Raw genomic sequence first — 12,669 nt, 5'->3', positions numbered from 1 at the left:
CGTGACGCAGGACGACGACGGCGAGCGGCTGGCGAGCTGGCTGGAGGGTCTCGGCCTGGCCGACGCGCTCGGCGAGGCGGGCCTGCCGACCTTCACCCGCGACGCCGACGGGCGGGCCGTGTGGACCGAGCCGGGCCGGGTCGCCGAGCTCGAGGCCGCGCTGCGCAGCCAGGGCGACGAGCCGGGGCGTGGGGTGCCTGTCCAGCTGGTGCTCGTCGCGCGGCAGGCACGGCTGCGGACCCAGCTGCTCGCCACCCGGTGGTTCACCTACGAGACGCTCGGCGAGCTGCGCGGGGCCTCGACCGAGGCCACCAGGTTCGCGGTGCACAAGGCGGCGCAGACGCACCGGCTGCTCGTCGTACCCGTGGACGACGGGGTCGTGGTGCCCGGCTTCCAGCTGGGCCCGGACGGCGAGGTGCGGCCCGACGTCGCCCCGCTGCTCGAGCCGCTCCTGGCCGCGCGGATGGACCCCTGGCGGGCGTGGGCGTGGCTGACCCAGCCGGCGGCCCTGACCTTCGGCATGGCGCCGGAGCAGGCGGTCACCGACCCCGACCTGGCCGACCTGGTGCTGCACGCGGCCGTCCGGCTCGCCGAGCACGTCGGGCGCACCTGACGCGCTAGCGTGCGCCCGTGGCGTACTCGCTCGACACGCTCGCCGGCGCACCGGTCGCCGAGACCGTGGCCCGGCTGCGGAGCCGGATCGCGGAGCGGTTCGCCGACCGCAACCTGGTGCACGTGGCCGACGCGCTGCTGGGGCTGGTCGACGAGGTGCGGTCCACCGGGTCGCTCGTGCGCGGCCGCATCCGCACCACCCGCGTGGTGTCCCGGGTGCTCATCGCGGCGATCATCGCCGCGACCGTGGTCGCCCTGTGGCTGGCCGCCCGCGCCGCGGTCGGCGACCAGGGACCCGACGGCCTGGACTGGCTACCGCTGATCGAGAGCACGGTCAACGACCTGGTGTTCGCCGCGATCGCGGTGTTCTTCCTCTACTCCTTCCCCGAGCGGCTGCAGCGCGGCGACCTGCTCGACCTCCTGCACCGGCTCCGGTCGCTGGCGCACATCGTGGACATGCACCAGCTGACCAAGGACCCCGAACGGCTGCGGCCCGGCTTCGCCCCCACCAGCTCCAGCGACGACCCGGACCTGGATCGCGACGAGATGGAGCGCTACCTCAACTACTGCTCCGAGCTGCTCAGCCTGATCGGCAAGACGGCGGCGCTGTGCGCCGAGGAGTCACGCGACGCGGTCGTGCTGGAGACGGTCAGCACCATCGAGGAGCTCACGCTGGGGATGTCGCGCAAGATCTGGCAGAAGATCTCGGTGCTCAGCCGCTGAGGCCGTCGAGGATCCGCAGCTGACGCGCCCAGGCGTCGGAGCCGGGGTCCACCACCGCGAAGTGGTCGCCGTCGACCTCGACCAGCTCCGCCGGGTCACCCGCCGCACGGGCCGCCTGCACGTAGGTCTGCGACTGGCTCGGCGGCACGACGTCGTCGGCGCGGCCGTGCACGCACCACAGCGGCAGGCCGAGCGGCAGCATCCGCACCGGGTCGACGGCCGCGTCGGCCCGCCCCGGCGGGTGGCCGAGGAACAGCTCGACCGCTCCGCCACCGAGCCCGTCGTCGTACGCCGCCCGCAGGTCGAGCACGCCGGCCTGGCTGACCACGTGGGTCAGCCCGCCGCCGTGGGCGGCCCAGGTGACCAGGTGGCCGCCGGCGGAGTGGCCGATCCCGACGACGACGTCGGCCGCCACCGGCAGCGCGTCGATCGCGGCCCGGACGTCGGCGAGCGTGTCGGCCGCCCCGGTGCCGCGGCGGTACTCGATCGCCCAGGTGGCCCAGCCGGCCGCGACCAGGCTGGGGACGAGGGGCTGGGCGTACTCGATGCCGTACTGCGGCTTCCAGAACCCGCCGTGCACCAGCACCGCGACCCCACGCTCGTCGCGCTCGGGGCGGGTCAGCTCGGCGTACTGGGCCGGGTCGTCGCCGTACGCGTGCCTGGTCGTCCGTGGTGCGCCCACCGGCCGGTCCTCCTCGCGTCCGCACGCCGCCAGGGCGGCGGCGAGCCCGCCGAGCGCGGGCAGGGACAGCAGGGTACGGCGGCGCACGGTGGTGGTTCGGAGCCGACCGCGATGGCGGCCTGGTCAAGCGGTGGGCGGGTGCGGGCGGGCGACCCGGTCAGGCTCTTCCTGACGTTGTCAGGCGTTGCAACCCCTGACAACGTCATGAAGAGCCTGACAACCCCGGATGAATCCCCGGCTGACCGGGGATTCATCCAACCCCTGGCTCAGGCCAGGGCAGCGGGCAGCGTGCCGGTCCAGGCGGCGCGGAGCTCGTCGAGCGGCAGGTCGAACTCCCCGTCCACGGCGAGCGACGGGCCGCCGGTCACGCCGAGGGGGGTCAGCGGGACGCCGTGCCGCTCGGCCAGCTCCACCAGCCGTTCGGCGTCGCCGTCGGCGACCGAGACCAGCACCCGGGCGGTCGACTCGCTGAAGAGCCCGACGAACGGGTCGCCCGGCACCGCGACCGAGACGCCGACGCCGTGCCGCAGGACGCACTCGACGAGCCCCTGGGCCAGGCCGCCCTCGGAGAGGTCGTGGGCGGAGGTGACCAGGCCGACGGCCTCGCGCAGCAGCTCGGCGAGCGCGCGCTCCGCCTCGAGGTCGACCGCCGGCGGCAGCCCGCCGAGGTGGCCGTGGACGACGTGCGCCCACTCCGAGCCCGACAGCTCCTCGCGGGTCTCGCCGAGCAGGAACACCCGCTCCCCCACGGCCGACCACGCCGACGGCGTGCGCCGCGTGACGTCGTCGATGACGCCGAGCACCGCGACCACCGGGGTCGGCAGGATCGCGGTCTCGCCGGTCTGGTTGTAGAGGCTGACGTTCCCGCCGGTCACCGGGGTGCCGAGCTCGGCGCAGCCGTCCTTGAGCCCGCGGCACGCCTCGGCGAACTGCCACATCACGGCCGGGTCCTCCGGCGAGCCGAAGTTGAGGCAGTCGGAGACCGCGAGCGGCCGGGCGCCGCCGGTCGCGACGTTGCGGTAGGCCTCAGCGAGGGCGAGCTGCGCGCCGGCGTACGGGTCCAGCTTGGCGTAGCGCCCGTTGCAGTCGGTGGCCAGCGCGACGCCCAGGTTGGTGTCCTCGTCGACCCGGATCATCCCGCTGTCGCTGGGTTGGGCGAGCACGGTGTTGCCCTGCACGTAGCGGTCGTACTGGTCGGTGATCCACGACTTGTCACACAGGTTCGGGCTCGCGGCCAGGCGCAGCAGCGTGGCCCGCAGCTCGTCGCCGCCCGCGGGCCGGGGCAGGGACTCGGCGGGGTCGGCCTGCAGGTCGTCCTGCCAGTCCGGCCGAGCGAACGCCCGGTGGTAGGTCGGGCCGTCGTGCGCCACCGACCGCGGGGGTACGTCGACCACGCGCTCGCCGTGCCAGTCGATCTCCAGCCGGCCGGTGTCGGTCACCTCGCCGACGACCACGGCCTCGACGTCCCACTTCGCGCAGATCGCCAGGAACGCAGCGACGTCGTCGGGCTCGACGACCGCCATCATCCGCTCCTGCGACTCGCTCATGAGGATCTCCTCCGGCGCCAGCGAGGAGTCGCGCAGCGGCACCTTGTCGAGCTCGACGTGCATGCCGCCGTCCCCGGCCGAGGCGAGCTCGGAGGTGGCGCAGGACAGCCCGGCGCCACCGAGGTCCTGGATGCCGGCGACCAAGCCGGCCGCGAAGATCTCGAGCGTGCACTCGATCAGCAGCTTCTCCATGAACGGGTCGCCGACCTGGACGCTGGGTCGCTTGGCGGGGCCGTCCGCGTCGAACGTCTCCGACGCCAGCACCGAGACGCCGCCGATGCCGTCGCCGCCGGTGCGCGCGCCGTAGAGGATGACCTGGTTGCCGACGCCGCTCGCCTTGGCCAGGTGCAGGTCCTCGTGCCGCAGCACGCCCACGCACAGCGCGTTGACCAGCGGGTTGCCGAGGTAGGTGTCGTCGAAGACCGCCTCGCCACCGATGTTCGGCAGGCCCAGGCAGTTGCCGTAGCCGCCGACGCCCGCGACGATCCCGGGCAGCACCCGGTGGGTGTCGTCGGCGTCCAGCGGCCCGAAGCGCAGCGGGTCCATCACCGCGACCGGGCGGGCGCCCATCGCGAGGATGTCGCGCACGATGCCGCCGACGCCGGTGGCCGCGCCCTGGTAGGGCTCGACGTACGACGGGTGGTTGTGCGACTCGATCTTGAAGGTGACGGCGTACCCCTGCCCGATGTCGAGCACGCCGGCGTTCTCGCCGATCCCGGCCAGCATCTTGCCTGCCGCGGTCTCCTGGGCCAGCTCGCCGAACTGCTTGAGGTGCACCTTGGAGCTCTTGTAGGAGCAGTGCTCGCTCCACATCACCGAGTACATGGCCAGCTCGCTCGACGTGGGGCGGCGGCCGAGGATCTCGCGGATCCGCTGGTACTCGTCGGCCTTGAGGCCGAGATCGGCCCACGGCTGCTCGCGCTCGGGGTCCTGGGCGGCGACGGCGACGGTGTCCAGCACGGCAGCAATCTACCGGCGACGTGCCCAGCGGCCGGCACCGCTCCGGATCCCGGGCCCGCGGACCCTGGCGCACCCGTCCGACAACTGTCATGATCGCTGCCAATTGTTTGCGCAGGAGGGACCGCGATGAAGCCCGACCCCGCCCACCCGCCGTTCGGCACGGTCGACCACGAGTACGCCGTCCGGCTGGCCACCACGCCGCCGGACGAGGACGGCCCGGTCTGGATGATCAACCTGATGAAGTACCGCGAGCGCGCGGAGTACCTCGACGGCCGGGAGACCACCCTGAGCGGCCGGGAGGCCGACGACGCGTACGCGCCGGTCGACGTGCTCGCCGAGATCGGCGCAGAGGTCGTGTTCTTCGGCGACGTCGAGGTGCAGTTGCTGGGCGACGCGCCGACCTGGGACCGGATCGGTGTGGTGAAGTACCCCACCCGCCGCTCGTTCATCGAGATGCAGCGCCGCCCCGACTTCCTCGAGCTCTACCCGCACAAGGAGGCGGGCATGGAGCAGACGTTCGTCATCGGCGGCCAGCCGTTCGCGCCGCCACCGATCCCGGTCGACCTGCCGGACTGGTCCGAGGTGCCGCACCCGCCGACGGCCGAGGACGGCGACGTGATGGTCATCCACGTGCTGCGCTTCAACGAGGGCGGCGCGGAGACCGACATGGTCGAGTACCAGAACGCCGCAGGGGCGATCGCGATCCCGTACGGCGCCCGGCCGGCCGCCTGGTTCGAGGTCGAGGGCACGATCATCGGCGACGGGCGCGGCTGGGACCAGGTGCGGTTCAACCACTTCCCGAGCATGGAGGCGTTCATGGCGGTGGCCCTCCACCCCGACCGGGTGGCCCCGCACCAGGAGCACCGCGAGCCCGCGATCGCCGACACCTACACCGTGGTCGTGCGGCCGCAGATCAACACGATCGCCGCCTCGGTCCGCTGACCGCCCAGCCGTCCGACCCGTCGACCCGGGCGGGCGCGGTCAGCGCACCCACGCCGTCCGGGTCGCCGTGGCCTGGGTGACCGGGTCGAAGGAGTCCGGGTCCAGCAGGGTGAGCGAGGCGTCGAGGCGGACCCAGCCGCGCACGTACGGCGCGGAGACCGACGTGATCGTGAACGTCACCGGGTGCAGCCGACCGTCGCAGACGAGGTCGGCGAGGGCGTAGCCGGACGGCGCCCCGACCCCGTCGCCCTGCGTCGCGCTCGCGAGGAGGTCCTGGAGGACCCAGGGAGCGTCGCACCGGGCCTGCGCCGGCACCGTCAGGGCACCGTCGGCGCCCAGGTGCGCGACCCGGGCCAGCAGGACCTGCGCGGCCGGGCGGACGTAGATGGCGCGGGCGTCGGCCACCTGCGCCCGGTCGCCGGAGCCGGTGCGGACGACCGTCACGGTGGCGGTCAGGGCCGCCGGTCCCGGCTGGAAGGCCTCGAGGCTGCTGACCCGCAGCTCGTGCCACCGCTGGTCGCACGGGAACGGCTGACCGAGCACCGAGGGGGTCGTGACCTCGCCCTGGACGAAGTCGAGCCTCAGCTCGTCGACCCGGTAGCCGGGGGCGCAGCGGCCCCGCAGCCCGGCCAGGATCGTGCCGCGCGGCCCCTCGTAGGCCTGCGCGTGGACGTGCACGGCGGCGACGGGGCTGCTCGAGCCGGCGACCCCACCGCGGGCACCATCGGCGCCATCGGCGCGCGCGGCGCCGACGACCCCCAGGAGCGCGATCCCCGCAGTCACGGCGACCAGCAGCGTCACGGTGCGGACCAGCAGGACACGCACGGGCAGCGTCATCGCGTCCACCTCCTCCGGTCCCCGCAGCATGCGCGCCCGCGGGCCTCGGAGACGGGCGTGGCCCCGGACCTCCCCAGAATCAGGGACGACCGGGGCCAGCGGGACGGCTCGATCGGCCGGGCCGGACCGGAGGGGCTAGGTCAGCAGGCCGTCGACGACGACCTCGAGCAGCGGGCGCACGGCGTCGGCGTCGAGGTCGCTGTTGTCGGCGATCGTCGCGACGCCGCCGACCAGGCGGCACACCTGCACCGGCTCCACGCCCTCGCGCAGGACGCCGTCGCTGCGCAGCCGATCGAGCACCCGGTCGTTGGCGTCGGCCAGGACCTGGCACTTCGTGCGGATCGGCGACTCGGCGTCACCCATCGCCGAGGTGAGCTTGGCGGGGCCGCCCTTGTGCTGGCTGATGAGCGCGACGTACTGCTCGAACCAGTTCAGCAGCAGGTCGCGGTCCGGCCCCTCGTAGGCGAGGGCCTTGTCGGCGGTCTCGGTGACCCGGTCGACCCACGACTGCATGATCGCGTCGAGCAGGTTCTCCCGCTTCGGGAAGTGCCGGTAGAGCGTGCCCGGGCCCACGCCGGCGCGCTTGGCGACCTCGTCGAGCGAGGCGTCGTACCCCTGCTCGCGGAACACCTCGCGCGCGACCTCCACGATCCGGTCGTAGTTGCGCCTGGCGTCGGCACGCACGTTCTTCCTCCGGTCGTCGCGGACATCGGGCTTGCTAAACGGAGACAGTCTCCGTATTGTTCTTCAGGAAGCGGAGTCATCCTCCGGATCTACTGTACCTCGGCCCACCCGGCCAGAACAGGACTCACCACCATGTCCTCTCGCACCACCCCGAACACCTCCCCGAACACCTCCCTGCCCACCGAGCTGCCGCCGAACGCCGGCCGCGCCGCCGCGGGCATCGCGATCGTCCTGGTCGCGCAGCTGATGATCGTGCTCGACGCGACCGTCGTGAACGTCGCCCTCCCCCGCATCGACGACGACCTGGGCTTCGGCCCCGCGTCCCTGTCGTGGGTGCTCAACGCCTACACGCTCGCCTTCGGCGGCCTGCTGCTGCTCGGCGGCCGGCTCGGTGACGTCTTCGGCCGGCTCAAGGTCTTCGAGGCCGGCCTGGTCGTGTTCACCGTCGGCTCCGCCCTGGGCGGGCTCGCCCAGACGCCGGGCCAGCTCGTCGCCGCGCGCACCTTCCAGGGCGTCGGCGCCGCGCTCGCGGCCCCGAGCGTCCTGGCCCTGCTGACCACGAGCGCGCCCGACGAGGCCGCCCGCAACCGCGCGCTCGCCCTCTTCGGTGCGGTGTCCTCCGGCGGCGCGTCCATCGGCCTGATCCTCGGCGGCCTGCTCACCGACATCGGCTCGTGGCGCTGGACGCTGTTCATCAACGTGCCGATCGGGCTCGCCGTGGTGCTGCTCGCGCCCCGGTTCGTCACCGAGACCCCGCGTCGCCCCGGCCGCTTCGACGTCGTCGGCGCGCTGACCGCGACCGCGGGCGCCGTCGCGCTCGTCTGGACCCTGATCGGGACGCCGGAGCACGGCTGGACCTCGGCCCGCACCCTGACCGGCTTCGCGGTCGGCATCGCGCTGCTCGCGCTGCTCGCCCGGACCGAGCTGCGGCACCCGCACCCCCTGGTGCAGCCGCACCTGGTCCGCAACCGCAACCGCGTCGGCGCGCTGGCCGTGATGGCGCTCCTCCTCGGCGCGAACCTGTCGATGTTCTTCCTGGTCGTCCAGTACGTCCAGGGCGTGCTCGGCTTCGGCCCGCTCATGGCCGGTGTCGCGTTCCTGCCGTTCAGCCTCGGCATCTTCGCGACCTCGCGGGTCACCCCGGCGCTGATCGGCCGGGTCGGCCCCCGGGCGATGATGCTCACCGGCACCGGCACGCTCGCGCTGTCCTACGCGTGGCTCAGCACGATCGGCACCACCGACACCTACCTGGCCGCGGTCTTCGGGCCGATGGCGCTGGCCGGGATCTCCTCGGCCCTGACCTTCATGCCGGTCACCGTGATCGTGCTGTCCGGCGTCGAGCCGGAGCACGCCGGGTCCGCCTCCGGCCTGCTGCAGACCACGCAGCAGCTCGGCGGCGCGGTGGGCGTGGGCGCCATCGTGTCGGTGTACGCCGCCGGCGCGGTGCCCGGGCAGCTCGTGCCCGGGATGGCGGCGGCGTTCCTCACCTCGGCGACCTTCGCGGCCGTGGCCTGGGTCGTGACGCTCGTCGTGGTCCGGACCCGCCGGCCCGCCCCTGCCGTCCAGGCCCCCGAGGAGCTCGTCGAGGCGGTGGCCGCCGAGGCCGCCTGACCCCGTCGGCCCGCAGGCCGCTCAGTCCGGGACGCCGGTCTCCGTCTCCACGGGGGCCGGCGTCCAGGCGTAGCCGTCCCACCACCAGTGACCGTCGGTGCTGACCAGCGGCACGCCGCCCTGGACCGGGTCGGCGTGGAAGTGCGGCACCAGGCCCAGGAACGGCTCGGTGCTCCAGGTGTCGTTCGCGATGGCGGTCATGCGCGTCTCCCCCCAGCAACGGGCCCGACGACCGGGCCGATCCGTCCACGGTGCTCTCGGCCGAGCCCGGGCGGAACCGGCTTGCGGACCTCTTGCGGAGACCTTGCGGCACTCCGGAGCACGAACTACAGCGCTGGAACTCCACCCGATGCCCGTTACGCATGTGATTTCTGAGGTTATGGTGGTGCCACCTCGACCGAGGCTCTTCCCCCCTCGCCAGGAGCTCCACCATGCATCCCCCGGCCCGCCACCCGCTGCGTCGCACCCTCGCCGTCCTCGCCGGGAGCGCGCTCGCCGTCGGCCTGCTGACCACGGCGACCACCGGCGGCCAGGCCGTGGCCGAGGGGCCCGGCCGGACGGCCGCCGTACCGGGCAAGGCCACGGCCACCAACCCCGTCACGCCCGGTGACTTCACCGGCTACGGCTTCGACCAGTGCCACACGCCCGACCAGGCGACGATGGACCGCTGGCTGCAGAGCTCGCCGTTCCTCGCGGTGGGCGTCTACATGTCCGGGGCGTCGCGCGCCTGCCGCGACCAGCCGAACCTGACCGCGACCTGGGTGCAGACCCAGCTGGCCCGCGGCTGGCGGATCCTGCCGATCACCCTCGGCCCGCAGGCGTCGTGCCAGCCGCGCTTCCCGCGCTACGGCAACGACCCCAAGATCAGCCCGCTGCCGGGCAAGAACAACTGGTACGGCCGGGCGCGCAGCCAGGGCCGCACCGAGGCCGGCCGCGCCGTCAACGCCGCCACCGCGCTGCGCATCACGCCGGGCAGCACGCTCTGGTACGACCTCGAGGGCTTCGACCTCGGCAACCGCCGGTGCCGCGAGTCCGCGCTGGCCTTCCTCAGCGCCTGGTCGACCCAGATCCGGGCGCTCGGCTACGTCTCCGGGGTCTACTCGAGCGCCGGCTCGGGGATCAAGATGCTCGACGACGCCCGCTACACCGAGCGTGCGGGCATCGCGCTGCCCGACCAGATCTGGCTGGCCCGGTGGGACGGACGCGCTGACACCACGACCGAGGCGCGTTATCTCCGCGCCGACGGCTGGCAGCCGCACGCCCGGGTCAAGCAGTACCAGGGCGGGCACGACGAGCGCTGGGGCGGCGTCACGATCAACATCGACCGCGACTTCCTCGACGTCGGGCAGGGCTCGGTCGGTGGGCCCGAGCGGCACTGCAACGGTGTCCGGATCTCCTTGGGCCGCTACCCCGTCCTGGTGCCGGCGAACGAGACGCAGAAGCCACCGCGCCGCGCGGTCAAGGTGCTGCAGTGCCTCCTGCAGGAGGCCGGCATGTACCGGGGCAAGCTCAACTCCTTCTACGGCAACGGGACCCAGCAGGCCGCCCAGGCCTGGCAGGCCCGCACCGGCGCACCGGTCTCGACGACCTGGTCGACCCGCAACTGGATGTCGCTGCTGGTGGCCGGCGACCACCCGGTGCTGAAGTACGGCTCGGCCGGCCCCGTCGTGCGGCGGGTGCAGCGCGCCCTCAACGCCGCGGTCGAGCGGACGGCACCGCTGCACGCCACCGGCGTCTTCGACGCGACGCTGACGATCGCGGTGAAGGCCTACCAGAAGTCGCTGCGCCTGGAGCAGTCCGGCGTGGTCAGCACGCAGACCTGGAGGGCCCTGATGGCCGGCCGGGTGCGATAGTCCCTGACGATCGAGTGGTCCGGACGGCCCGATCGCCACGCGAGCGTCAGGGACTATCCCGGTGCGGCGGTCAGGAGAGGACGGCGGCGGCGAGGCTGGTGAAGAAGCCCAGCCCGTCGGTGCCGGCGCCGGTGAGCGACTCGACCGCGTGCTCGGGGTGCGGCATCAGGCCCACGACGTTGCCCCGCTCGTTGGTCACGCCGGCGATGTCGCGCAGCGACCCGTTGGGGTTGTCGTCGAGGTAGCGCGCGACCACCCGGCCCTCGCCCTCGAGACGGTCGAGGGTCTCGGCGTCGGCGACGAACCCGCCCTCGCCGTTCTTCAGGACGATGGTGACCTCGGCGCCCTCGTCGTATGCCGAGGTCCACGGCGTGCGGTTGTTCTCGATGCGCAGCCGCTGGTCGCGGCACACGAACTTGCGGTGGTCGTTGCGGATCAGCGCCCCGGGCAGCAGGTGGGACTCGCAGAGGATCTGGAAGCCGTTGCAGATGCCGAGGACCGGCAGGCCGCGACCCGCGGCCTCCACGACCTCGGCCATCACGGGGGCGAACCGCGAGATCGCGCCGCACCGCAGGTAGTCGCCGTACGAGAAGCCGCCCGGCAGGACGACCGCGTCCACGCCGCGCAGGTCGTGGTCGCCGTGCCACAGCGCCACCGCCTCGTGGCCGCCGATGCGGACCGCGCGCTGCGCGTCGACGTCGTCCAGCGAGCCCGGGAAGGTGACGACCCCGACCCTCACTCCGACTCCTCCACGTGCACCGCGAAGTTCTCGATCACGGGGTTGGAGAGCAGCGTCCCGGCCATCTTCTCGACCTCGGCGAGGACCGCCGGGGTCACCTCGCCGACGACCTCGAGCTCGAACCGCTTGCCCTGCCGGACGTCGGTGACACCGGAGAACCCCAGCCGCGGGAGGGCGCCGAGGACGGCCTTGCCCTGCGGGTCGAGGATCTCGGGCTTGGGCATGACGTCGACGACTACGCGAGGCACGCACCGCAGCCTATCGGGCGACGCGCATGCCTGCTGCGGCACACTGGCGTCATGAGCATGTCCTCCGGCATCCCCGGCATGAACCCGCTGCGCCTGGAGTTCCCGCAGTCGCTGGCCGTGTACGACGACTACGCGGCTGCGCAGAAGGCGGTGGACTTCCTCAGCGACAACAAGTTCCCGGTCGAGCACCTGATGATCGTCGGCACCGACCTCAAGCGCGTCGAGCGGATCACCGGGCGGCTGACCTGGGGTCGGGTCGCCGTCGGCGGCATCCTCTCCGGCCTCTGGCTCGGCCTGTTCGTCGGCCTGATCTTCTCGTTCTTCGTCAACGAGGACGTCCTGGCGATGATCCTCTCCACCGTGCTGCTCGGCGCCCTCTTCGGACTGGTGTGGGCGCTGCTGGGTTACGCGTTCACCCGCGGCCAGCGCGACTTCTCCTCGGTGACCCAAGTGGTCGCCACGCGCTACGAGGTGCTGGTCGAGCACAAGGTCGCCGCCCAGGCCCGCGAGATGCTCGCGAAGCTGCCGGGCGCGCTGCCCGACCCGTTCGCGTGACGCGACCGATGAGACTCGCCCGCCGCCCCGGTCGGAGCTGACATGACCTTCACCACCGCCCACCTGTCGATGTCGCTGGACGGGTACGTCGCCGGGCCGGACCAGAGCCTCGACCAGCCGCTCGGCCGCGACGGGATCTCCCTGCACCGGTGGCACATCGGCCCCGACGACGAGCGGCACGAGGTCGACGTCCGCTGGAGCGACCGGATCCTGCGACCGGGCTGCTCCTACGTGATGGGGCGCAACATGTTCGGGCCGGTGCGCGGCCCCTGGGACACCTGGCCCGAGGAGTGGCGCGGCTGGTGGGGCGAGGAGCCGCCGTACCACGCCCCGGTCTTCGTGCTCACCCACCACGAGCACGAGCCGATCGAGATGGCTGGCGGGACGACGTTCCACTTCGTGACCGGTGGGTTCGACGAGGCGCTGCGCCTGGCGCGCGCGGCGTCGGGCGGTGACGTTGACATCGCCGGGGGCGCCTCGGCGGTGCGGCAGGCGCTCGGCGCGGGCGAGCTCGACGAGCTCACGCTGGACGTCGTCCCGGTCGTGCTCGGCGCCGGCGAGCGGCTCCTCGACGGCAGCGTGCGGCCGTCGCTCGAGCTCGTGGAGTCCGAGAGCTCACCGCTCGCGACGCACGTGCGCTACCGAGTGGGGTAGTCGCCGGAGGTCCGCGATCGGC

The 12,669-nt window shown here is 73.2% G+C and carries 14 protein-coding genes; 7 read left to right on the top strand and 7 right to left on the bottom strand.

The genetic code is table 11. The features are described from left to right. Nucleotide 1: 1 nt before the first annotated feature. Both ACILRH_RS02815 and ACILRH_RS02810 read left to right on the top strand, forming a co-directional pair. Nucleotides 2–613, top strand: coding sequence for a hypothetical protein (locus tag ACILRH_RS02815; protein WP_395690616.1), 612 nt, complete (start codon nt 2–4; stop codon nt 611–613). Nucleotides 614–630: 17 nt separating this feature from the next. Beyond that, a complete protein-coding gene (locus tag ACILRH_RS02810) occupies nt 631–1,335 on the top strand; it encodes a hypothetical protein (protein WP_395690615.1) in 705 nt (234 codons plus the stop codon). Here ACILRH_RS02810 and ACILRH_RS02805 read toward each other — a convergent pair. Together ACILRH_RS02805 and purL are read right to left on the bottom strand one after the other, a co-directional pair. Then, a complete protein-coding gene (locus ACILRH_RS02805) occupies nt 1,325–2,104 on the bottom strand; it encodes an alpha/beta hydrolase family protein (RefSeq protein ID WP_395690614.1) in 780 nt (259 codons plus the stop codon). The two genes, ACILRH_RS02810 and ACILRH_RS02805, sit on opposite strands and share 11 nt — an antisense overlap. Nucleotides 2,105–2,283: 179 nt before the next feature. Next, on the bottom strand, nt 2,284–4,524 hold the full coding sequence (gene purL / locus ACILRH_RS02800) for a phosphoribosylformylglycinamidine synthase subunit PurL (protein WP_395690613.1): 2,241 nt from the start codon (nt 4,522–4,524) through the stop codon (nt 2,284–2,286). 126 nt (nt 4,525–4,650) lie between these two features. On the opposite strand from purL, the gene ACILRH_RS02795 reads away from it, so the two are divergent. Continuing rightward, the gene (locus ACILRH_RS02795) at nt 4,651–5,466 is read left to right on the top strand and encodes a hypothetical protein (protein ID WP_395690612.1); all 816 of its coding nucleotides are present in this window, start codon (nt 4,651–4,653) and stop codon (nt 5,464–5,466) included. A 39-nt stretch (nt 5,467–5,505) separates the two neighbouring features. Here ACILRH_RS02795 and ACILRH_RS02790 read toward each other — a convergent pair whose 3' ends face one another. Both ACILRH_RS02790 and ACILRH_RS02785 read right to left on the bottom strand, forming a co-directional pair. Next, on the bottom strand, nt 5,506–6,303 hold the full coding sequence (locus ACILRH_RS02790) for a hypothetical protein (protein ID WP_395690611.1): 798 nt from the start codon (nt 6,301–6,303) through the stop codon (nt 5,506–5,508). A 135-nt stretch (nt 6,304–6,438) separates the two neighbouring features. After that, nucleotides 6,439–6,987 carry a TetR/AcrR family transcriptional regulator gene (locus ACILRH_RS02785; RefSeq protein WP_395690610.1) on the bottom strand — a complete coding sequence of 183 codons (549 nt, stop codon included), beginning with the start codon at nt 6,985–6,987 and terminating at the stop codon, nt 6,439–6,441. Between the two features lie 132 nt (nt 6,988–7,119). On the opposite strand from ACILRH_RS02785, the gene ACILRH_RS02780 reads away from it, so the two are divergent. After that, nucleotides 7,120–8,598, top strand: a complete 1,479-nt coding sequence (locus ACILRH_RS02780) for an MFS transporter (RefSeq protein ID WP_395690609.1) — start codon at nt 7,120–7,122, stop codon at nt 8,596–8,598. A gap of 21 nt (nt 8,599–8,619) precedes the next feature. On the opposite strand, the gene ACILRH_RS02775 is transcribed toward ACILRH_RS02780, so the two are convergent. Then, a complete protein-coding gene (locus ACILRH_RS02775) occupies nt 8,620–8,799 on the bottom strand; it encodes a hypothetical protein (protein WP_395690608.1) in 180 nt (59 codons plus the stop codon). A 230-nt stretch (nt 8,800–9,029) separates the two neighbouring features. Here ACILRH_RS02775 and ACILRH_RS02770 point away from each other — a divergent pair, with 230 nt between their 5' ends. Next, the gene (locus ACILRH_RS02770) at nt 9,030–10,451 is read left to right on the top strand and encodes a glycoside hydrolase domain-containing protein (protein ID WP_395690607.1); all 1,422 of its coding nucleotides are present in this window, start codon (nt 9,030–9,032) and stop codon (nt 10,449–10,451) included. A 70-nt stretch (nt 10,452–10,521) separates the two neighbouring features. Here the strand turns inward: ACILRH_RS02770 and purQ are convergent, their stop codons facing one another. Together purQ and purS are read right to left on the bottom strand one after the other, a co-directional pair. Then, a complete protein-coding gene (purQ, locus tag ACILRH_RS02765) occupies nt 10,522–11,190 on the bottom strand; it encodes a phosphoribosylformylglycinamidine synthase subunit PurQ (protein ID WP_395690606.1) in 669 nt (222 codons plus the stop codon). After that, on the bottom strand, nt 11,187–11,438 hold the full coding sequence (gene purS, locus ACILRH_RS02760) for a phosphoribosylformylglycinamidine synthase subunit PurS (RefSeq protein ID WP_395690605.1): 252 nt from the start codon (nt 11,436–11,438) through the stop codon (nt 11,187–11,189). Before purS ends, purQ begins: the two co-directional genes overlap by 4 nt. 57 nt (nt 11,439–11,495) lie before the next feature. Here purS and ACILRH_RS02755 point away from each other — a divergent pair, with 57 nt between their 5' ends. After that, nucleotides 11,496–11,993 carry a general stress protein gene (locus tag ACILRH_RS02755; RefSeq protein ID WP_395691206.1) on the top strand — a complete coding sequence of 166 codons (498 nt, stop codon included), beginning with the start codon at nt 11,496–11,498 and terminating at the stop codon, nt 11,991–11,993. 42 nt (nt 11,994–12,035) lie between these two features. Next, complete coding sequence (locus ACILRH_RS02750) at nt 12,036–12,647, top strand: dihydrofolate reductase family protein (protein WP_395690604.1); 612 nt, start codon at nt 12,036–12,038, stop codon at nt 12,645–12,647. The last annotated feature ends 22 nt before the right edge of the window (nt 12,648–12,669 follow it).

The sequence above is a fragment of the Nocardioides sp. genome, assembly GCF_044226765.1.
GTDB lineage: Bacteria > Actinomycetota > Actinomycetes > Propionibacteriales > Nocardioidaceae > Nocardioides.
The sequence above is the reverse complement of the archived record's forward strand: the minus strand, read 5'-3'. Positions and strand labels throughout refer to the sequence as shown.